The sequence below is a fragment of the Mucilaginibacter gossypii genome (assembly GCF_017569325.2).
Classification (GTDB): Bacteria; Bacteroidota; Bacteroidia; order Sphingobacteriales; family Sphingobacteriaceae; genus Mucilaginibacter; species Mucilaginibacter gossypii.
Map to the genome: position 1 here is coordinate 479,442 of NZ_CP071878.2, position 20,757 is coordinate 500,198.

At 41.5% G+C, this 20,757-nt stretch carries 23 protein-coding genes and 1 tRNA gene; 12 read left to right on the forward strand and 12 right to left on the reverse strand.

Translation table 11 applies throughout. The annotated features are described in order from the left end of the window. The first annotated feature begins 1 nt into the window (after position 1). On the forward strand, positions 2-697 hold the full coding sequence (locus tag J3L18_RS02230) for an ATP-dependent Clp protease proteolytic subunit (RefSeq protein WP_129570483.1): 696 nt from the start codon (positions 2-4) through the stop codon (positions 695-697). A gap of 55 nt (positions 698-752) precedes the next feature. Here J3L18_RS02230 and J3L18_RS02235 read toward each other — a convergent pair whose 3' ends face one another. The 5 genes from J3L18_RS02235 to J3L18_RS02255 all read right to left on the reverse strand — a co-directional run bounded on the left by J3L18_RS02235 (position 753) and on the right by J3L18_RS02255 (position 5,512). Beyond that, positions 753-1,625 carry a creatininase family protein gene (locus J3L18_RS02235; protein ID WP_129570484.1) on the reverse strand — a complete coding sequence of 291 codons (873 nt, stop codon included), beginning with the start codon at positions 1,623-1,625 and terminating at the stop codon, positions 753-755. A gap of 106 nt (positions 1,626-1,731) precedes the next feature. After that, on the reverse strand, positions 1,732-3,600 hold the full coding sequence (locus J3L18_RS02240; protein ID WP_129570485.1) for a tetratricopeptide repeat-containing sensor histidine kinase: 1,869 nt from the start codon (positions 3,598-3,600) through the stop codon (positions 1,732-1,734). 197 nt (positions 3,601-3,797) lie between these two features. Then, a complete protein-coding gene (locus J3L18_RS02245) occupies positions 3,798-4,499 on the reverse strand; it encodes an NUDIX hydrolase (protein WP_090533328.1) in 702 nt (233 codons plus the stop codon). Between the two features lie 168 nt (positions 4,500-4,667). Then, positions 4,668-5,090, reverse strand: coding sequence for a secondary thiamine-phosphate synthase enzyme YjbQ (locus J3L18_RS02250; RefSeq protein WP_091170188.1), 423 nt, complete (start codon positions 5,088-5,090; stop codon positions 4,668-4,670). A gap of 104 nt (positions 5,091-5,194) precedes the next feature. Then, a complete protein-coding gene (locus J3L18_RS02255; RefSeq protein ID WP_091170184.1) occupies positions 5,195-5,512 on the reverse strand; it encodes a hypothetical protein in 318 nt (105 codons plus the stop codon). A 204-nt stretch (positions 5,513-5,716) separates the two neighbouring features. On the opposite strand from J3L18_RS02255, the gene J3L18_RS02260 reads away from it, so the two are divergent. Beyond that, positions 5,717-6,214 (forward strand): hypothetical protein, encoded by a 498-nt coding sequence (locus J3L18_RS02260; protein WP_129570486.1) that lies wholly within the window; start codon positions 5,717-5,719, stop codon positions 6,212-6,214. An 89-nt stretch (positions 6,215-6,303) separates the two neighbouring features. Further along, on the forward strand, positions 6,304-6,645 hold the full coding sequence (locus J3L18_RS02265; RefSeq protein WP_129570487.1) for a VOC family protein: 342 nt from the start codon (positions 6,304-6,306) through the stop codon (positions 6,643-6,645). On the opposite strand, the gene J3L18_RS02270 is transcribed toward J3L18_RS02265, so the two are convergent. Continuing rightward, complete coding sequence (locus J3L18_RS02270; RefSeq protein ID WP_129570488.1) at positions 6,630-7,025, reverse strand: hypothetical protein; 396 nt, start codon at positions 7,023-7,025, stop codon at positions 6,630-6,632. The two genes, J3L18_RS02265 and J3L18_RS02270, sit on opposite strands and share 16 nt — an antisense overlap. 142 nt (positions 7,026-7,167) lie before the next feature. On the opposite strand from J3L18_RS02270, the gene J3L18_RS02275 reads away from it, so the two are divergent. Both J3L18_RS02275 and J3L18_RS02280 read left to right on the forward strand, forming a co-directional pair. Next, complete coding sequence (locus J3L18_RS02275) at positions 7,168-8,106, forward strand: sugar phosphate isomerase/epimerase family protein (protein ID WP_129570489.1); 939 nt, start codon at positions 7,168-7,170, stop codon at positions 8,104-8,106. Between the two features lie 277 nt (positions 8,107-8,383). Further along, positions 8,384-8,635 carry a hypothetical protein gene (locus J3L18_RS02280; RefSeq protein ID WP_091170165.1) on the forward strand — a complete coding sequence of 84 codons (252 nt, stop codon included), beginning with the start codon at positions 8,384-8,386 and terminating at the stop codon, positions 8,633-8,635. Positions 8,636-8,713: 78 nt separating this feature from the next. On the opposite strand, the gene J3L18_RS02285 is transcribed toward J3L18_RS02280, so the two are convergent. Then, positions 8,714-9,514 (reverse strand): SDR family NAD(P)-dependent oxidoreductase, encoded by an 801-nt coding sequence (locus tag J3L18_RS02285; protein ID WP_129570490.1) that lies wholly within the window; start codon positions 9,512-9,514, stop codon positions 8,714-8,716. A gap of 333 nt (positions 9,515-9,847) precedes the next feature. Continuing rightward, positions 9,848-11,332: a ligand-binding sensor domain-containing protein gene (locus J3L18_RS02290; RefSeq protein WP_129570491.1), complete on the reverse strand. Its 1,485-nt coding sequence runs from the start codon at positions 11,330-11,332 to the stop codon at positions 9,848-9,850. 219 nt (positions 11,333-11,551) lie between these two features. Between J3L18_RS02290 and J3L18_RS02295 the strand changes: the two genes are divergently transcribed. The 4 genes from J3L18_RS02295 to J3L18_RS02310 all read left to right on the forward strand — a co-directional run bounded on the left by J3L18_RS02295 (position 11,552) and on the right by J3L18_RS02310 (position 14,478). Continuing rightward, positions 11,552-12,601: a sensor histidine kinase gene (locus J3L18_RS02295; protein ID WP_129570492.1), complete on the forward strand. Its 1,050-nt coding sequence runs from the start codon at positions 11,552-11,554 to the stop codon at positions 12,599-12,601. Next, a complete protein-coding gene (locus tag J3L18_RS02300; protein ID WP_129570493.1) occupies positions 12,576-13,340 on the forward strand; it encodes a LytR/AlgR family response regulator transcription factor in 765 nt (254 codons plus the stop codon). The genes J3L18_RS02295 and J3L18_RS02300 overlap by 26 nt, the downstream gene beginning before the upstream one ends. 235 nt (positions 13,341-13,575) lie before the next feature. Continuing rightward, positions 13,576-14,157, forward strand: coding sequence for a porin family protein (locus tag J3L18_RS02305; RefSeq protein WP_129570494.1), 582 nt, complete (start codon positions 13,576-13,578; stop codon positions 14,155-14,157). A gap of 99 nt (positions 14,158-14,256) precedes the next feature. Next, positions 14,257-14,478 (forward strand): DUF6965 family protein, encoded by a 222-nt coding sequence (locus J3L18_RS02310; protein WP_129570495.1) that lies wholly within the window; start codon positions 14,257-14,259, stop codon positions 14,476-14,478. A gap of 9 nt (positions 14,479-14,487) precedes the next feature. Here the strand turns inward: J3L18_RS02310 and J3L18_RS02315 are convergent, their stop codons facing one another. Then, entirely contained in the window at positions 14,488-16,593 is a 2,106-nt protein-coding gene (locus tag J3L18_RS02315) for an AAA family ATPase (protein ID WP_129570496.1), read from the reverse strand. A gap of 313 nt (positions 16,594-16,906) precedes the next feature. On the opposite strand from J3L18_RS02315, the gene J3L18_RS02320 reads away from it, so the two are divergent. Next, positions 16,907-16,979: transfer RNA gene (locus J3L18_RS02320), tRNA-Gly, on the forward strand. A 337-nt stretch (positions 16,980-17,316) separates the two neighbouring features. Here J3L18_RS02320 and J3L18_RS02325 read toward each other — a convergent pair. The 3 genes from J3L18_RS02325 to J3L18_RS02335 form a co-directional block, all read right to left on the reverse strand. Continuing rightward, positions 17,317-17,559, reverse strand: a complete 243-nt coding sequence (locus J3L18_RS02325) for a hypothetical protein (RefSeq protein ID WP_091170144.1) — start codon at positions 17,557-17,559, stop codon at positions 17,317-17,319. 45 nt (positions 17,560-17,604) lie between these two features. After that, positions 17,605-17,991, reverse strand: a complete 387-nt coding sequence (locus tag J3L18_RS02330; RefSeq protein WP_129570497.1) for a VOC family protein — start codon at positions 17,989-17,991, stop codon at positions 17,605-17,607. 208 nt (positions 17,992-18,199) lie between these two features. Continuing rightward, entirely contained in the window at positions 18,200-18,571 is a 372-nt protein-coding gene (locus J3L18_RS02335) for a hypothetical protein (RefSeq protein ID WP_091170138.1), read from the reverse strand. 118 nt (positions 18,572-18,689) lie between these two features. Here J3L18_RS02335 and J3L18_RS02340 point away from each other — a divergent pair, with 118 nt between their 5' ends. Beyond that, the gene (locus J3L18_RS02340; RefSeq protein ID WP_129570498.1) at positions 18,690-19,337 is read left to right on the forward strand and encodes an RNA polymerase sigma factor; all 648 of its coding nucleotides are present in this window, start codon (positions 18,690-18,692) and stop codon (positions 19,335-19,337) included. Between the two features lie 212 nt (positions 19,338-19,549). After that, on the forward strand, positions 19,550-20,626 hold the full coding sequence (locus J3L18_RS02345; RefSeq protein WP_208102517.1) for a YncE family protein: 1,077 nt from the start codon (positions 19,550-19,552) through the stop codon (positions 20,624-20,626). The last annotated feature ends 131 nt before the right edge of the window (positions 20,627-20,757 follow it).

The following is a 20,757-nucleotide window of genomic DNA, read 5'->3' on the forward strand; positions in this document are numbered from 1 at the left end:
TATGAATATCAATCAAAACGAGTTCCGCAAATATGCGGTGGGGCATCGCCGTGTCCAAAGTTTACATGTCGACAGGTTTATTGCGCAGGTAAATAACAGCCAATTAAGGATGGGTATGACTCCCTATATTATGGAAGAGCGACAGCTCAATATCTCGCAAATGGATGTTTTTTCGAGGCTGATGATGGATAGGATTATTTTCCTGGGCACTGCGATAGATGAGCAGGTGGCTAATATCATCCAGGCGCAATTGCTGTTCCTGCAATCGGCCGATGCTAAAAAGGATATCCAGATCTATATCAATTCACCGGGCGGTTCAGTATATGCCGGACTGGGAATTTATGACACCATGCAGTTTATATCGCCTGATGTAGCTACCATCTGTACTGGTATGGCTGCCTCAATGGCTTCGACATTACTTTGCGCCGGTGCCAACGGCAAACGGGCTGCGTTGCCGCATTCACGCGTTATGCTGCACCAGCCATCAGGTGGAGCGCAGGGGCAGGAATCGGACATTGAAATTGCTGCCCGACAGATCTCTAAAATGAAGAGAGAGCTGTACGAGATCACAGCCAAACACAGCGGGCAAAGCTACGACAGGGTTTATGAAGTATCCGACAGGGATTACTGGATGATAGCTAAAGAAGCGAAAGCTTTTGGGATGATAGACGAGGTTTTGGGAGCTAAGGAGGACTGATTAGCATATTGAAGACTTACGAAGTAATTAAACTTCGTAAGTCTGGTTATTTAGATCACTTATTCAACGCATCTACCTTATCAAAAAACTCATTTTGCAATTTGATGGTACTGGTGTCGGCCTTAATTGCTTTGAGCGCTTGTACAAAGCTGGCTATTTCATGCTCTGCTATAAATTTGCCAAATTCGGGTGTAGCTTTAGCACCTTCACCGGCATAGTGGTTAGGGTAAGCGGCATACCACCATATAGGTGTATAAATATTGGCCAGGTTTAAACGGTGCTGATTATCGCCCGACTGCGATGCCGCTCTATCCATCTTCATCAGATCTGGGCGATAGTAAAGCATCGACGCGGTTTCACTTTCGCCGGCATGCTGATCACCTTCAATAGCTGATTTATGCATTTTGCGGTATTGATCTGTGTATTCCTTATCTGCACCATGCGGGTTATAAAAATATACTGCATAGCTGTGACGTTTGTTGAGCAGAGATTGCATAAAGAACTGGATAAACTCGGGATTGCCGCCATGGCCGTTCAGTATTACTATTTTATCAAACCCGTTTCGCGCAATTTCATCACAGGTAGCTTCCAGTAAATCCCAGATCACTTTGCTTGGCAGGGCAAATGTTCCGGGCTGATGGCGGGCCTCATTGATCTGTCCATAAAAATAATCGGGAAATACAACAGCATATTCCGACTTAACAGCATGGGCAGCCCACTCACGTACGTGGATCAGGTCGGTGCCTAAAGGGGAGTGGGGGCCGTGTTTTTCCAGGATCCCAATGGGCAGGATACAAGTTTTCGACGATTTTGCGAGCGCAGCAGGAAAATCTGAGGCAACAAGCTCGTCCCAGCGGGCAGGTATTTGCTGGGCAAAGGAATATGCAGAAAGCAGTAGCGCTGCAAACAGTAATAAATAAGTTTTCATAAATTATAGGTTTAATAACAGGGTATAGCAAACTGTATTTGAACTGAAATTTACGAACTTAAAATATTGTTTTTCAACAGGTAATTTAAAAATTACAATTAAGAGGTTAATGGATATTGGGCAATGAGTAGCAGAAAATAGCCCCTTTTTCCTTGTTGTTTTCAACCCAGATCCGGCCATTCATTTTTTCGGTAAAATCTTTACAGATCATGAGCGCTACGCCCGCGCCTTTTTCCTTTTCGTTACTGTACTGCATGTTGGCTTTAAAATTAAAGAGCGACTTCAGCTTATCGGGCGAAATACCTTTTCCCTCGTCCTGTACACAAACAGTTACATCGTTGTTATCGCTTGATGCACCTATAGTAATGGTTGAATTATCTGGCGAAAACTTAATGGCGTTATGTATAAAATTGCGGTGGATAAACTGTACCAACTCTTTGTCGGCGTGAATAACAATGGCCGGGTCCACTTTGATTACGAACCTAAGCCCGCGGTCTTTACCCATTAAGTAAAATGGTTGTATTGCCTCATCTATAAGGTCCTTTAAAGGCAGTGGAACAGCTTTGTAATTAAAGCCCGACAATTGCTGTTTGATCCATTGCAATATGTTTTCAAAAATCTCCAGCGAAATATTTGAAGAATGCTCCATGGTATCTACCAATTCCATCAATTCTTCCCGTGTAAAAGTATCGGCGTCTTTAAGTACCGTTGCCAGTGTTTTGAGTGCACCTATTGGCTGCCTGAAATCATGCGCAAGAATAGATACCAGCCGGTTGTTGAATTCATGATCTATTTGCAGTTTTTCGTTTCGTAGCTGTACGGTGTGATTAAGCTCTTCCAATGTTTGGCCATGCTTTTTCTTCAGGTTGTAAAGGCGGTAAGTAAATATTACGGTAATGGCGGTTATCACAAATAAAACACCAAGTACAATCGCAAGCACCTGCCTGTTTTGGCTCCGGATGGTTATAGCTTCCAGTTCCTGGTCTTTCAGGGCATAATCAATATAATCAAAGCCTGTTGTATTAGTGTACTTCTCCTCGTCGTCATATAGTTTCAGCAATTTTGAACTGTAGCGCTGTACTTCGGGCAGATTATTTTGAGCAATATAAATATCATATAATTTTTTCCCGAAGATTTTTTCATAATAGTGATAGCCGCTTTTTTCGGCAATAGAAAGTCCCTGTTTGTAGTAATCAATAGCTTGGGGAACATTATTTTCGAGGTACAAATCGCCAAGGTTCATGACTATATCAAGGCTCAGGTAATAAAGCTCCATGGCTAAACCATTATCTACTGCTTTTTGTAAAACCGCCACACCTTGTTCACGGTTATTGCTTTGAAGGTATAGCAATCCCTGTACCTGGTCTGCTTCAACGAGCATACGTTTATCTTTATATCTTGTGCCAATTTCGCGTGCTTTATCAAGGTAGATTTCAACCGAATCTTTGGGGATTTGCCCGGGGTATAAGAGCAGGTAATTGCACAGCACCAACGCCACGATAGAGTCGCGCTGCAGGGTTTTACCAATGTTTAATGCCCGCTTAAAAAAGTTTATCGCTTTTTTATCTTCCTTGTTCTCGTTAAAAACAAGGCCAATATTCATTAGCCCCTGTACAACGTTTGAGGTATCATTTAATTCTTTGTACAGGTTATAAGCCTCGTTATAATAGCGTAGTGAAAGTTGCAGATTGCCTTTAAGATCATAAACAATGCCTATAACATTTAGTGCATCGGCCTTTCCGGCCTTATAGCCAAGCCGTTCAGCTATAGTTCTGGCCTTTTTAGCATAATTGAAAGCACTGTCGATATTTTGCTCATACATAAGCATCCCCAGCCTGTTAAGCGTATTTACATACTGTATGCTATCATGAGTTAAGGGCAAGTCTTTTTTTAGTTTATTAACCTCCCTGAATTGGCCGAAACATTCAGATACAGCAAGCAACAGTAATACTAAAAGGCTTACGTTTTTTTTCATTAATTAATATTTGCAAAACGGGCTAACGGTTCATGATATAGCCTAAAGCTATTATACGGATAAAAAGATGTATGGTTGAAGAATGTTAAATAAAAAAGGCTCAGGTACAGTTAGTTTTAACTGTTATTCAAAAATATTAAACCTTCTGCAGGTAATACCGGCATAACGGCTCAAATAAAAAATGATTCAAAGAACTGTTATAGCGAATCGGGATTAGGAATAAAGTTCATAAATGCCTGAAACTTGGCATAATAGTTTTGCATGTTTAACTGGTAATAATAAGCACCGCGTTTTGAGCCTGCTTTATCCTTATCGGCCAGTTTAATGAGTAAACCGGTTGCCAGCACCCTTTTACTGAAATTGCGTTTATCAATAGTGGTATTAAACACGCTTTCGTAAAGAGTTTGCAATTGCGGGATGGTAAACTTAGTGGGCAAAAGCTCAAACAGGATAGGGTGCATAGCTGCTTTGTAGCGGATGCGTTTGCGGGCCTGCTCAACCATTTCCTGTTGGTCAAATATCAATTTAGGGGCACGTTTAAGCTGAAACCATTCGGCATGGTAATCATCACTGATCTGGGCTTCATATTTATGGATATCAACCAGTGCAAAGTATGCTACAGATACTGTACGCTCAATAGGGTCGCGCTGGGGTTGCCCAAAAGTATATAATTGTTCAAGGTACACGCCCTCCAAGCCGGTTAATTGCTTTAAAATGCGGTTGGCACTTTGATCAAGACTTTCATCTGGCTGAACAAAGCCACCCATCAGGCTCCAGTTTCCCTTTTCGGGTTGAAAGCCTCTTTTTATCAGTAGGATCTTTAAAACTTCGCCATCAAAGCCAAAAATGATACAATCAACAGCTAATAATAACCTTGTTTGCTTGGAGTACTTGAGCATTTATAAACAGTAATAATTTTATGGTAAAAACAAATATAGAATAACATTCGATATAAGCTTGCAAATTTGCTGTGTTACACCCGTTAAAAAAGCATTAATTTACAATTGTTAGTCAAATGTGTAAATTAATTGTGCTTTTTACAATAATAATTAACACTTATTCATTATTTATTCGCCCCATGCCGATATTACCAGCATGCGGTTGCCGCCGTGGTTACGATGCTCGCACAAATAAATTCCCTGCCACATTCCTAAAGCCAGTCTTCCATTGCGGATAGGAATAGTTACTGAACTGCCCAGCATCGCAGCTTTCAGGTGGGCAGGCATATCATCAGGACCTTCATCATCGTGTAAATAATCCGGGTCATTTTCGGGTACGGTTTTACTGAAATACATTTCAAAATCCTGCCTTACGGTTGGGTCGGCATTTTCATTAATGGTTAATGATGCCGAAGTATGTTGGATAAATACTTGGCAAATACCGGTTTTTAACTCGTGTATTTGAGGTAGGGCATTAATTACTTCGGCCGTGATGAGATGAAAACCTCTTTTGCGCTCCCTAAGCTGAAGGATTTGCTGAAATATTTTCATAAACAGTTTGCTTTATAACAGTGTTGCAAACATATCTATAAAGATTGTTCCGTTTTGTTTTGAATGGCGTGCCAATTAAAAATTGTTTGCAGGTTTACATTACTTTATGCAGCAATGGCCGGATTAAGATCATCGCTTTGAACTGCGAACAAGCGATCAATGAAAGCTTTTATCTTTTCGATGAAACTTTTCCTGACCGGTTTTTCAACCATTTGAATTTGATTATCGTCCGGAAGCTTTGGAGTATCGGCGTCCTGCATTTCCTCCAAAACAATTTCACGGATCTCAGGGTCACGGTTTACGATCTCATCCAATTCGGTGAGCTCGTTAAAGGTGGCTGTACCGTTTTTTTGCCGCTTAATAAGTATTTCAAAACGGTCCTGGTTGAAAGTACGCCTTTCCAGTTGCTTGCCGTGTCTCATGATATATACAGTAATCTTTATTAAGAACTCAAATTAAGTGCCATGTATTTATAGTATTGTTAGTCAATTAATTACATTTGTTTTCAATCCAGTAATGTGCATCGTTATGATACATTTATTGTTCGTTTTCGCGCAGGGGTATCTATTATTTAAATAGGTTTTGATGAACAGTATTGGTACTTTTAATGTAACTATCTATTAGTTATGAATTGGTGGCCATACGAAAAGTTCTCTATAATAAGCCCATTCAGTCCGGATGAGATAAGGGCGAGGTTGGCAGAACAGGTAAGCCCTCCTTTCACAGGAAGTTTCTTTGAACAGTTAACCAACAGGTATCCCACTCCTTTTAAAGGGTATGTAAATATTAGTGAGTTTAAAATTGAACCCGTAGTTGTTGGTAGGAATTCGTTTATTCCTATAATAAAAGGGCGTATAGAATTAAGCGAGTCCGGAAGCATTATTTATATAACTATGGCTATGCAGGCCGCGATATCGCATTTGATGATCGGTGTAGTGATATTTTTGATTATTGCGGGTTTCGGCGGTTCACTTCAAGCATTAAAGGCTAATGATATGGATTTTCTATCATTTACCCCCTTTGGCATACTCATGTTTATTTACCTAATGGTGATATATGGTTTCAATTCGGAAAGTAATAGTTGCAGAACCTTTTTGTTGGAATTGTTAGAAGGAAATTATTAGCAATAAAATTCTCACAAAACAAATGCAGGGATTGGCTCCTCTGCTCCAGGTTTTTGATATGCCAGTTGCTTTAAAATTCTTATCGTAATGTGCTGGGCTTTGAGGTTGTACAAGCCTCTGGCGAAGGAGATGATGTTGATTGGGTTTTACTCAAGCTCAATAGTATAGAGCTGATGCTCAACACCGCCTACGAAAAACCAGGCCGTCCTTCAGGCCCCGATGAGCGGCGTGTTTCTGCCCATGCCGATACTTTATTTTATTTCAGCCACCCCGACATTGATATGCTATATAGCTATTTATTAGGTAAGGACATGCACCTTAAACAACCTCAAATTACAGGCTATGGTTGGAAAGACATTTATCTGCTTGATCCGGATGGGTACCAGCTGTGCTTTCACTGGCCTGTACCATGTTATTATAACCGCTCGTAGTGAGATTCGGGTCCATCTGCAGCAAGGGGAACTGTTCCGTAGAAAGTGAGTATTTTACCTTCTATCCTGAAAAATGTGATGCTGTTGCTGGAGGTATCTTTGTCATACATGATCTGCTCATGTGCATTGTCATATTTACGGGTACGGTAAGTACCGCTGTTTATCAGGGTGTCTTTTTTAAATCGTTTGTAGGTACTGACGGTAAAAACAATAATGTTTCCGTTGCCCGGCTTTATCGAATTAAGATCTTTGGGAGGCTCGCAGTAACAACTGGTGCCGCGGTACTCCCACCTGCCAATCAACTGATTATTATTAGGGGTATCGTCTTTTTTACAGCCTGACAAAACAGCGAGTATGCCAAATAAAAACAGCTTTTTCATACCATAAGGTTTATAATACTTTACGTTAATATCAGGCAAAACGCTACAAATTAACTTTGTTAGTAACACTTTCAATACACAATTTGCAGGCATCAATTAATTGATAACTTTGGTGTAAACCAATGTATTTCCTATAAAATTTATGAAGCAGCATAACTTATCAAGGCGCAGGTTTATTGGCAGCAGCGCACTTGCCGCAGCGGGGCTTTTAGCATTTTCAAAATCATCATTTGCGGGCGTGATTTCAGGCAGGGTTGATAAACCCAACTCGCTTATCAATGGCGTACAAATAGGCGTGATCACCTACTCATTCAGGAGCATGCCTGGCACAATTGAAGATTTACTGAGGTACTGTATCGACTGTAATATTAACGCCATTGAACTTATGGGCGATGCCGCCGAAATGTACGCCGGTGCCCCTAAACATGAAGCTGGCGAAGACTGGGCTGCATTTGGGAAAAAGATGGCCGAATGGCGCGTCTCCGCGCCAATGGATAAATTTAAGGAGATCAGGAAGATGTACCATGATGCCGGTGTCAATATTTATGCCTGGAAACCCAATGCCCTCGGTACTAAAAACAGCGATGCCGAAATTGATTATGCCTTTAATGCAGGGAAAGCTTTGGGTGTAAATCATGTAACTGTTGAGTTGCCTGATGAGGTTCAAACCAAACGCCTTGGTGATATAGCCGCCAAACATAAAATGATGGTTGGCTACCATGCCCACACCCAGGCCACGCCAACCCTTTGGGACGCGGCCCTGGCCCAGTCAAAGCATAACGGAATTAATTTGGATATCGGCCATTATGTGGCAGGTACCAGCAGCAGCCCCGTTCCCTTTATTGAAAAATATCATGACCGTATAACCAGTATGCACATCAAAGACCGTAAGTTTCATGACGGTCCCAATCAGCCCTGGGGGCAGGGCGATACCCCGATAAAAGAGGTGCTGCAACTCCTTAAAAATAACCATTATAAATTCCCGGCCACTATTGAGCTGGAGTACAAGATACCTGAAGGATCAGATGCGGTAAAGGAGGTGAAAATTTGCAGGCAGTTTGCTGCTGATGCACTGGCATAAAGTATTGTATTAGTTTATCCGTGATTTGTAAATTTATATTTATTTGAATATAGATATGGATAACTCATGTAAACTAAAGTTGGAATGGATTCCTGTCGCCTATAGCAGAATAACAGACCATAGTTTTAACGATACATCGGCTGATAAGCTTAAACAAACGCAACCTGCAAACGGGATTTATCAAAGCGGCAAAGGCTTTACAAAGCACAAGATTTACCGGCGGAAACCATAAGAAGTTGCTTTGCTGATGTTCGGGGTAATAGTCTATCTTTATCAAATGGAATCTAAAATATTTTCATACAAGGCAGATGGTATTATACTTACCCCGGTTGACGATCAATTAAGTATCAGCCCAGTGTTTGATCGCAAAGAATTGCTGAGCAAACTGAAGGACCTTTTTCACGATGATGACTATAAAGTTGATGACCGTACCCTCGATTATAAAATTAAGGATGGTCAGCTTTACATTGAAGGCGTAGTAACGAAACAGGTTCCGGCAAAATCGATAGGATTTATGGGCGGAAAGTAATTAACTGCAACACTCCGGCCTGATTTTTATGCTTGTCTTTTTTGGGATCAATTAAATGCGTTTCTTTCCTAAACCCGTTCAATCAAGCCTGTTTACTCTGTAATTTAATGCTGCAGTTGTACCTCCGGTTACATCAATGGTAACGCCTGTAATCTGGCCAGCCAGATCCGATGCCAGAAAAACCGCAGTATTGGCAATATCGGCCATTAAGGGTAGTTTTTTGAGCATGGTATCAGCTTCCATTTTTTTAAGGATAGGGTCCATAACATCGGGCATGGTGTCAATTGCGGTTTTGAACACACGCGAATCGGGCGAGCCTCCCGATCGGATATTAACCACGCGGATGCCGTAAGCACCCAATTCGGATGCCAGTGTGCGCGAAAAACTTTCAACACCGCTGCAAGCAGGGCCAAAGCCACCTGTGTGAGGATAGCCTATACCTCCTGGCGTAGCTGTAAGCGATAAAATTACCCCCGATTTTTGTTTCATCATCATCTTGCCAGCTGCAATGGCCGTCATGAAGCGGGTTTGCATCGTAAGCGTAATCGGCTTTACAAAATCTTCGGCCGATATTTCGATAAGCGGTACGTTCTGCACCACATCAACTCCAACGGCGTTATATGAGATATCAATCGTCCCTGCGCTGCTTACCACTTGCTGTAAATGCCGATCAATTGCTTTTTCGTCAAATGCATCTACAATTGCTATTTCAGCCAATCCCCCTGAAGAAATAATTTCATCGGATATCTTTTTAATTGACCCGGGGTTTGGCCCGGTTAAAAATACGCGCGCGCCTGCGCCGGCCAGTGCCTTTGCAACTGCACCGCCTAATGAACCGCCTGCACCGTAAATTACCGCGTTTTTATTTTGAAGCATCATGATGGTAGTTTTATTTAAAGTTAGTTTTAAAAACACCGGCTACATAACAAAACTAATTGTAAATGATGTTTGAGGGAAGGGGAAAAGATGGCAATTACGGGGGGGGGGACAAGAAAAGGAATATGCCAAATTAAATACGGATGAACTTACCAGGTAAATTTAAGACCCAATAGAGACTATTGAGCTATATTCTTTACTTGATAAGGTTAGATTGTGTTTGATTGCCTGCCACATTAACATTCGCTAAAGGGAATCTGATGGCAATTAGCAAACAAACGTAAACGGCTTATTTATAAGCCTCAGACCATTTTGATAATATACAGTTGCTTAATCTTAAGCTCCCGCCTTTTTTCTGATCCTTAACAAGCCATTGGCAGTAGTGGCGTAAATAACGCCTTTTGAATCCTGAACTATCTGGTAAATAGTAAAACCAGGGAGCGGCGAATTGTTGTTGTGGTAATTTTCCCACCCATTATTCAGGTCAAACCTGGCAATGCCCGATTCGTCTGTACCCAGCCACAACACATGCTCAAACTTATCATACAACATGGTATTAACATGGTTAGCAGGCATGCCCGAGTTTTTATCATTATAATGCAGCCAGTTACCATTAAACTTTAGTACTGCTATACCTTCTTTATCACTATCATTTTCACCAGTTTGTTTATTACAATCAACCAGTGAGAAGTAAACATTTCCTTTTTCATCCTCCACCGCGCCCGAAATACTGGCATTTTTCAGCGGAGTGTTGTTAAGGCTGTTAAATGAGGTGATAACGCTTTTATCAATCATGATGGTTCCTTTTGACGTACCTATCCAAAGCCGTTTCTGGCTATCTACATAAGCAAAAAGCACATTGCTTGAGGGCATTTCAGGCATCGATTTTTTGTTTATCACTACCACTTTATCTTTCCTTTTTACAACAAGACCGTTTTGAGTGGTGAAAAGTAATTCGCCATTGCGGCTGTTCAGCACCTGGTTAACCCCACCTGCCAAAAACTGCTTAAAATCAAATAACTGCCAGCCACCGCTGCCGTACATAAATATTTTATTATCGTAATAAACCCATTTATTATTATCCCTGTCGATGGTCACTTCCTTTATGTTAGCATCTGACGGGAATGGCGAATTATATTCATTAACCGGGATAAACGTTGTTCCCTCAAAGCGGGTCATCCCTTTTTCCGTAGCATACCATAACAGATCTGATTGATCCATAGCAGCCGATTTGGCGATGTTATCAACCAGGGGCGAGTTATATTTTGTCCATACCGTAAAGTCGTAGTTTTTTAATGATGGATTGGCGTAGGTGAAAGTTTTATTGTAAATGGTTGGATCGCCCGGAGGTTTCATTTCGGCAAGATCCAGCCTTTGTACCTGGCCATAAACGCCGCCGCTTATAAAGCGAAAGATCACATTTACAGATGAGGCTACCGGTTTGCCATCTACTTTGGCCGGCTTCCAGATGCACCCGTTCAGATAGGTGATCAACTCGTTGGTGAGGGCGCTTTTGCTTGCATCGTTATGGCTAAGCACGCAGCTAAAACCCCGCTCATCCACCAAAACCTGGAACGTTATGGAACCGGTAGCTTCTTTTAACAGGTATCGGTTATTGATCCTCGCAGAAACAAAATCAATAGCAAGCTGATCGCAGCTGGCCTTTGGATCGCCGCAGTCCATGCAGTAATTGGTGATATTGCACATCTCAACCTTTTGCAAAAAAAGATTTTGTGCAAACAGGGCCGATGGTAAAATAAAGATAAACAGGCAGATAAATAAAACTCTGCGGATTTTAGTTGGGGATAACAATGCCAGCATTACGCTTATAAATAAAAGAAAGCAAACCCGAAACTCCAAGCGAATGATAGTTAAATAATGTTAAACAAAGATACGCATCATAAATGAGGATAATATGAAGCCTTTTGCATTTGACTTATATTTCTGTTAAACCTATTTAATGTTCATTTAGGTTCCTTTTTGTCCGCTTCGGCAGCAAATTGATACGGCGCTTATGCCTATTAATTATCTTTGAGTAATATGCCGTCTCCATTACCAATTAAAAGCCTCATCCGGCTTAACTGGCTGCTTGTATTCACTTTTACCGCGATCATATCGCTGTACTTTATTTTTTTGCTGGACGAGATACCTATATACAAGGTATTTTATATGGGCATGACCGCGCTGGGAATAGGTTTGGTAGCATTTGTAAATGTCAGGATCCTGATTTTATTGGCCCGTAAGCACGGCATCAGGGGAAAAGCACTCAGGCGCTACCGTTATCTTTTTACTTATGCTGCCAGCGCCACTATATACCTGATGCTGGCACCTGCGTTTGATTATTTTGAACATAAAAGTAGGTCATTCCCTTTTCCGTTTTTCCTGGTTATTTTCTTTATTTCCGGTATCCTTGTAAATACAATGATTATCCTGTTGCAGGACTTTGTGATCTTGCAGGCCGATAAATCCCATGCCGATCTTGAGCTTTCCCAGATCAAAGCCGCTCATGCCGAGGCTACAAACCTTCTTTTAAAACAACAGATCCACCCACACTTCCTGTTTAACGCACTTAACACACTCAAAGCACTGTACCGCAAAGATCCTGTTGCGGGCGATAATTATATTGTTCATCTGGCTAATTTTCTCCGGGCCTCAGTTTATAATCATGCTGCGAAAACTTCGAGCCTTGCGGATGAGCTGGCACTACTGCTTGACTATTTGGAGATGCAAAAGATCAGGTTTGGTTCGGCATTAAATTGCGTTATTGATTTGCCCATTGATATTTTAAACGACCGCTACCTGCCGTCTTTTTCATTACAACCGCTTCTTGAAAACGCGCTTAAACATAATGAGCTAACCCAACAGTCGCCGCTTGTGGTAAACATTTTTTGTTCGGATGATAGGATAGTGGTATCCAATACCCTTAAAAAGAAAAATCTTAACGTAACTTCAACCCATCATGGGCTGGCCAACCTTGCCGAGCGGTATAGCCTGTTATCAGGTGATGAAGTTATTATCAGCGAAAATAAAGACACATTTTCTGTAAGCATCAGATTATTGAATAATGAATATAGCGATCATAGAGGATGAGCCGTTAGTTGCCGATGACCTTGAACTAAGTATAAAACAACTGATTAGCGAGCCGGTAACCGTAGTACAGCTTCATTCTGTAAAGGAAGCCGTTACCTATTTTTCGGGAAGTAATAAAGCTGATCTCATATTCAGTGATATTCAACTGGGCGACGGGTTAAGTTTCGAAATCTTTGCCACGATATCGATTGATGTCCCTGTGATTTTTTGTACCGCATACGATGAATATGCGCTGGATGCGTTTAAAGCAAACGGAATAGATTACATATTAAAACCCTTTACAACAAAAACGCTTCAACTGGCACTTGAACGCTATGGGCAGTTGAAAAAAGTATTTCAAACGCATCAGCCACCGCAATATGAGGCGCTTATGGAATTGCTGACTAAAAAAGAAACCACCAGACCTTCTTCTGTATTGGTTTATCACCAGGATAAGATCATCCCGATAAAATTAGATGATATAGCGTTGATCCATCTTTCAAATGAAGTTTCACATTTGGTAACTTTTTCAGGTAAGATATTTTACCCTAACAAAAATTTGGATGAGTTGGAAAAGACATGCGGAAGTTATTTTTTCAGAGCTAACCGCCAGTTTTTGGTGAGCAGGAAGGCTATTGCTGATGTTTCCAGCTTTTTCTCGCGTAAACTTTCTCTCAACCTCAATATCGCATTCAGCGAAAGAATTGTGGTAAGTAAAGGCAAGGCATCCCAGTTTCTTGCATGGCTGGCAAAAGCCTGATAGATCTGTGTACATACATCCTGTTAAATAATCTACTGGCTTTAAGCTTTGAGCCTTCCGCTTTAAGCTTAATAGCTGTAACGCATCTGCCCATTTTTTCCGCTTCCGGTGCCACTTTGCCCGCTTCGGTTACCTTTTCCTTCTATAGGCCACAGCATAGGCCCACTTTTGCGCTATACAATAACAAATACGCTTTCGGGCAGTAACATTATCTCAAAGATTGAAATTAAAATTTATGAAAAAGCTACTCTTCATTTTAACTTGTTTAATCCTGGTATCAACTAAAGGTTTCAGTCAGGGCATCCTTTCGCGCCTGGAATTTGGGCTTAAAGCAGGCGCCAACTATAGCAATTTTACCAATGCCAGTTTCCCTACCGATCCGTTGGTTGGCTTTCATGCGGGCGCTACTGTTGCATTTAAGTTCACTGATAATTTCCTGGTGCAGGAGGAATTTCTATTTTCATCGCAGGGTGCAAAAATTAAAGGCGGCTCCCTTGGCAATCAAAACCTCAAGCTATCCTATATTTCAGTTCCCTTTTTATTGAAATACCGTGCTAACTCAGGCGTCTATATTGAAGCAGGCCCGCTGGTAGGTATGAAAGCTAAAGAAGATGTTTCGGGGTTAAGTGCTAGTGATTTTGCTAAAAAACTGGACCTGGCAGCGGCCGGAGGTATTGGATACCAGTCAAAACTGGGCCTTGGTATTGGTGTAAGATATGTTTACGGCCTTTCAAAGGTAGGCAACTTTAATATCTCCAATATCAACAACGATTTTAAAAATAATAACGTTCAGGCCAGTTTGTTCTATGTGTTTTAAACAGCTAAGAGATATTAGCATTGAGCTTTGTGCTTTCAGCTTTTTATTTAAGCTTAAGAGCCTGGTATGAAAATGCCGGGCTTTTTTTACTTTTGCACCATGAGCTACGAAGAATTGAGTGAATACTTTACTAATGTTACATTACCCCAGGAATTAAGGTTAGATCGCGCTACAACTCAGCTCCATGTTGCCGATTTTGTTAAGCAATTATTGAAAAACATGAAAAACTATCCTGATAATTGGCGTCACCAATACCAGTTAATGAGGATCAAGAATGCTCTCGAAAATCCATATAACGGCCCGGAAATTCCGAGGTTTTAAATATCCGGCTTAAGAAAACAGGTCATTTTCGCCTAAATAACTCCTGATCATTTTTAAAATGGGTTCGCCTAAGTCTGTTGCTTTTGCATCACCGAAACTTTTTAACTGTGAAAGCTGGTTTAATGACCTTGGTAGCTTAGCAGTGATATCGCGCAGCATATTTTCAGACACCAGCGTATGTTCGGGGATTTTACGTTCGAGGCTGGTTTCTTTACGCCAGTTGAGTAATTGCTTGTATAGTTCGGGATTAGCAATTTCTTTCTCTTTTGGCAGCGCTTTAGGGTTCCAGTTTTTGTATACAGGTTTGTAACTCATCCCGGCCTCCTGTACTGATGATAAAACATCTCTACCCGATGTGGCAATGGGCAGGCGTACAAATGCCGCCGTTTTTGCTTTCAGATTAACTAATAAATGATTTAAACTGTCGTAAAACTCGGCAGGAGGGTTGGTATTATTTACAGCGGTGTAAAAACTGTTAATAGCTTCTGAAAAAACATTCAATTTAGGCAGAAAATAGCTGGCAGCGTTTTTGAGTCTGCTTATAAACGGTGCATTGTTCCAGATAAGCTGATCATCAGGTAAAGCGCCCAGTTCCTTCCTGATAAAACGGTCGCCGATGGTTTTAATTTCAGTTTCCCAGCTATGGTCAGTTTTGTTGATGGTTTCGGATAAGGGGCTATTTTTAATCGCGCCGTTTAGCATGATGGCTTTAAGTTGCCTCCATGCACCTGTAAGCATCGAAAAATCAAAGATATCCTTCATTTCTTCCAGGGCTATTTGCCGGGTAGTACTTTCCAGCAGATTTTCATCGGGTATGGAGATAGCTGCATTTTGCATAAAGCTGATGATCTCTGGATCGGTGCGGATATTTTCGGGGCGTACCGGCGATTTCAGGATCATGCCCTCAAGCGAACGGCAACGGCTTAGCGCAACATAAGCTTGCCCGAAAGCAAAGGCGGCGTCGACATCAATAACCGCTTTTTCAAATGTAAGTCCCTGGCTTTTGTGTATGGTGATGGCCCAGGCCAGCCTAAGCGGATATTGGCTAAACGAACCGTTATTTTGTTCATTTACTTTCTGCTCATTTTCGGCCAATGCATATTTTACGTTTTGCCAGGTTTCGGGGATCACTTCAAACTCAGAGTCGTCATCAAGAAAAGTTAAACGGATGTTGCCTGGCCCCATAGCAGCGATACGCCCTGTTCGGCCGTTATAATATTGCTTTTTGCCCGAGCTGTCATTTTTAATAAACATTACCTGCGCGCCAACTTTCAACACCAGTTCCTCTTCGGCAGGGTAGGCCTCTTTCGGGAAATCGCCGGTTATGGTGGCTTTAAAAGTATGTGCTTCGCCGTCAAGTTCCGTTAAACGCTGCTGGTTAATTTCATTAACCAGTTGGTTATGGGTTGATAGGGTTACATAATCTTTAAGCCAGTTGGCATTCAGATTAGGGTTATAATGCGCATTCAGTTTGTCGAGCATTTCGCTGTCTGCATAGCCGTTCCTGATGCTATTCAATATCTCCACAAACACCGGGTCTTTTTGCCGGTAAACCTGTGTGAGCTCAAAAGTTAGCACCGGGAATTTTTGAAAAGCGACGCTATCGAAAAAATAAGGGCCTTTATAAAAATTTCTGAGCACCGGCCAGTCCTTTTCATACACCGGGGGCAATTGAAATAGGTCGCCAATCATCAATAACTGAACACCGCCGAAGGGGCGTGCTGATCCTTTAACCTGGCGTAATACGGTATCAATGTAATCAAGGGTATCGGCCCGCACCATACTGATCTCATCAATAATAAGCAGGTCGAGACACTTTAATATGTTTGATTTTTCGAGACTTACCTGCCTGAGCAGGGTGCTGTGATTGTTATGATCGGTTACAGGCACTTGCGGCCCGAAAGGCACCTGGAAAAAGGAATGAATGGTTACGCCACCGGCGTTAATAGCTGCCACTGCGGTAGGAGCTACAACCGCCAGGTTTTTGGTAACGTTTGCCCTGATCCAGCGGAGAAAAGTGGTTTTACCGGTACCTGCCTTACCTGTTAAAAATATCGGCCGGTTAGTATTTTCAATAAATTTAAGGACGAGTTCATGAAAAGGCTCCAACACCATACACTTGCTATATTATCGATTCCCGGATCAGGAAATTATCTTCAAATTTAATAATTAGGTGCGATAGTGCTGAAAACTGTTTGTCAACATATTAGAAAACGACTTTAAATAAAACACACCCAAACGGATAAATTAAGTACTTTCTTTGCCCTTTTCTAAGTGCCTGTTTCTTACACGGACATCAATTACAAACCATAACAGGTTTGGCGATAGGTGTAAATATTTGATTAAAAGTGTGTTAAATTTAATTTGCGAAATTTTTAAAAATATTTTGCCAGCACCTGGTGGAAGTTATATATTTGCGGCCACCAACGCGAAAGTAGCTCAGTTGGTAGAGCACGACCTTGCCAAGGTCGGGGTCGCGAGTTCGAATCTCGTCTTTCGCTCTTAAGCCTTTCCCTATTCAGGGAGAGGCTTTTTTTATACTTCTATATCATCTATTCCCCCCCAATAAAGTAATAATTGGAGATCAGGCAGGAATTTGAAATGCTTAAATTGACCCAAAGCAATAATGGTGTTTTTACTGATTCCAATTGGGTTGAGATCATTTTAGTAAAAGCCTATCTGTAACAATATCAATACAATGAAGATGGATAGCGAGGGTTGGCCGAGGCAGCGTCATGGCAGGGTTAATTCTTCCCCGGTTCGGGAAAGTTTATATACGCTAATTGAGCTTATGGGCGGGCGCAAAAGCTGTTTGCATGTAAAAATTGCCTCAATATTTCAGGAAAAAGTTTTGCGGTAACTGTACCAGCGGATAACTTTTAATAGCTCATCTTCTGAAATAATATTATTGCCTGTGGGCTGAAAAACCAGTTCTTTATCCAGTATTGTCGCCCGCAATAGTTGGGACGAACCCGCACTGGTTTGCGTTTCCGGTTCGAAAACGCAGACGCTACTGCCTGAACCGGGAATTAAGATAACGTCGACCCCATCTATGGAGTTCAGTAAATAATTTTGATCCATGCTATACCTTTTGCAAAAAGTATACCTGTTTAGTAACTATCTCTATCAACGTGGATGACCGAAAAATAAAATATAACCGTCAGCGTCTTCCAATTCAAAGCCGCGCAAGCCATCAGGAGTATTTTGTAGTGGTACAGTGAAACTAGCACCGCGCGATATAAACTCTGCGGCCAGCGTATCCGGCTCAGGTACACTAACATATGCGTCCCACCGGGCATCCGGGGCTTGCTTGTAGTTCGGAAGCGGATCCCCGCTTACAGATTTCAGGAAGATCATTGCCCCATCCCGCTGTACAATAGCAAAAAACGGATCGTGATCTGGCTCCTGGAAAACGGTATCAAAACCGAGTTTCTCCAGATAAAAGGATATTGCTGTTGTGACATTGCGTACAATGAAGAATGGAGCAATGCCGGCTATATGTGGCTGATTCATAAGTTGATTTTACAAGACTGCATGTATAAATATATGAAGCAGGTACTGGATTGGCAATATGTGAAATATGGTTCTCCTTACTGAATAATGTGAACATAAAAATAAGTCTGTCGGATATAAGTCTTACCCGACAGATTTGCATTGTAATGTCCTTTATGGCCCGTTATAAATAATTGTACAACACAGTAATTGTAAAGTGCTTATGATATTAATTTTTGGCTATAGTAGATAGTCTTGCTAATGAGAAGGCGCCGATGGCCATTACAATATCACGCACAGCCACATCTAAATAGTTGCCGCTTGCCAATAAACTAAGTGCGATTAATACTAACCAGGCACTAACAAGATAAGCTCCTTTTTGAGGATTAAAAAGCACTAATATTCCGGCCACAATTTCAATTATGCCAACAATCATCATAAATACATGTTCGCCAAAAGGAAGCATGGCTTTAATTGTTGGATTGAGATAATGTGACCAATCAGTCAATAGGTTGGTGAATTTGTCGGCTCCCGCTACAACAGGCACTAAACCATAAGTAAACTTTAAAAGAGTTTGAGTGTTTTTAGTTTGATCTTCCATGATTATTTTGAATTAATATCCATTAGAGATTGCCTTTGAACAAAGGGTTACAAAGTTTAATTAGAGGTAATCTGTAACCCTTTAGCTTTACAGTGCTCTATTATATAAATCATATTTTATGAATCCACCTGCCGATCATATGACAGATACTTTGAGTGACGAGGAGATTGTAAAACGAGTAGTTAATGGCGAAAAGCATTTGTACGAAAAACTAATGCGCAAATTCAACGAAAGATTGTATAGGATCAGCATGTCCATCATTAACGACGATAAGGAGGCTGAAGACATTATGCAAACGGCCTACCTGAACGCCTATCGCCAGCTGTCTAATTTCAAACATCAATCGAGTTTTAGCACCTGGCTAATCCGGATCCTGATTAACGAGAGCCTGTTGCGCAAAAAGAGGAAAGCTCAATTAGAAAAAACACTTACCGAACATATTCGCATTGATCACCAACCTGAAACACCTTTAGATAATCTTATGAACAAAGAATTAAAAGCTATTTTAGAAAAGGCGGTATTAACGCTCCCCGAAAAATACAGGTTGGTATTTGTAATGAGGGAGATACAGGGAATGACCACTAATGAAACAATGGAAGCGCTGGAAATAGGGGAGTCTAATGTTAAAATAAGATTGAACCGGGCCAAAGAAATGTTACGCACCGAGTTAAATAGTTATTGGCAGCCCGGAGAACTTTTGGAATTTAACCTTACACGTTGTGATGTGATTGTTAATTATGTGATGCATAAAATCAATGCCGGTTGATAATAATGTTACCAGAAATTTTGTTTTTACTATGGTTAATCTTTTAAAAACAAACCGCGATGGGTAACAATCTGGTCTTCGTCGATTTGTTTGCCACTGGCGGAGATAGCAAAGCCGGGATCAGTATATTTGTTTTAAGGAGAGATCACTCTTAATGATCGGCTTCGTTACTTTTAAACGACTTATAAACCGCCCTTCAATTAGTAAACCGCATGAATAAAACAGCATTCGCCCCCAATTTTAAAGCGATGAGATTTGACATGGTCAAATTACTCGTCGTAAGCATATTATGGATTCCGATGGTTTTTATTTCAAACAAATGTTCAGCGCAGGCCACACCCTCACGGGTTTTACTTGCACTTTCAAAAGGCGATCATAATTTGGCGATCATAAATCCGGTGACTTTAAAGGTTATCGCGCGTATTCCTGTGGGATCCGATCCTCATGAAGTTATAGCCTCAGCCGATGGAAAGACGGCTTATGTTTCCATCTACGGTGGAGGAAGCCTGCACGAGCTGAGCGTAATTGATCTTGTGGCGCAAAAAGCGCTGCCCGCCATTGATACCAAACCATTGATGGGGCCACATGGGTTAACATTTGCAGGAGGAAAAGTTTGGTTCTCGGCCGAAGGCGCTAAAGCTGTTGGCCGCTATGATCCTGCAACCGGCAAATTTGACTGGGCCATGGGAACAGGCCAGGATAGAACGCACATGATCTATGTAATCGATGATGAGAAAAAGGTGTTCACCACAAATGTATCTTCAGCAACGGTAAGCATTTTGGAGGATAGTTTGCTGAAGCCAATGGGGCCTCCGGGCGGTTTTGCACCTCCGGCACGCCATGACTGGGTGCAAACTGTTATCCCGGTAGCTAAAGGTTCTGAGGGTTTTGATGTATCACCCAATGGGCGCGAATTATGGACTGCAGGTGCTGAGGATGGCAATATTTCGATCATCGATATCGCGGCCAAAAAGGTAACTGCCACAATTGATGCAAAGGTGGCAGGTGCCAACCGGCTTAAATTTACGCCTGATGGCAAACGTGTATTGATTACCAGTCTTCGTACCGGCGACTTGTTCATTTTTGATGCCACTTCGCATCAGGAAATAAAACGTATAAATACCGGCCATGGGGCAGCAGGCATTCTGGTAGACGATGACGGATCGCGTGCATTTATCGGCTGCACTAGCGATAATTATGTGGCAGTGATCGACCTCAATAAATTAGAAGTGGCCGGGCATATTGATATTCGCGGGGCTGATGGTTTGGCCTGGGCGGTGAGGCGTTGATGCCGTGATAATTTATTAGCTTTAGGCTTCGTATTCTGCTTTTAGTCGTATAAAAAAGTATTTGCAATCAACGGGGTAAGTAAAGGACAGTTAAGTATCATTTTATTAGCATATTGCTTTACCAATCATTT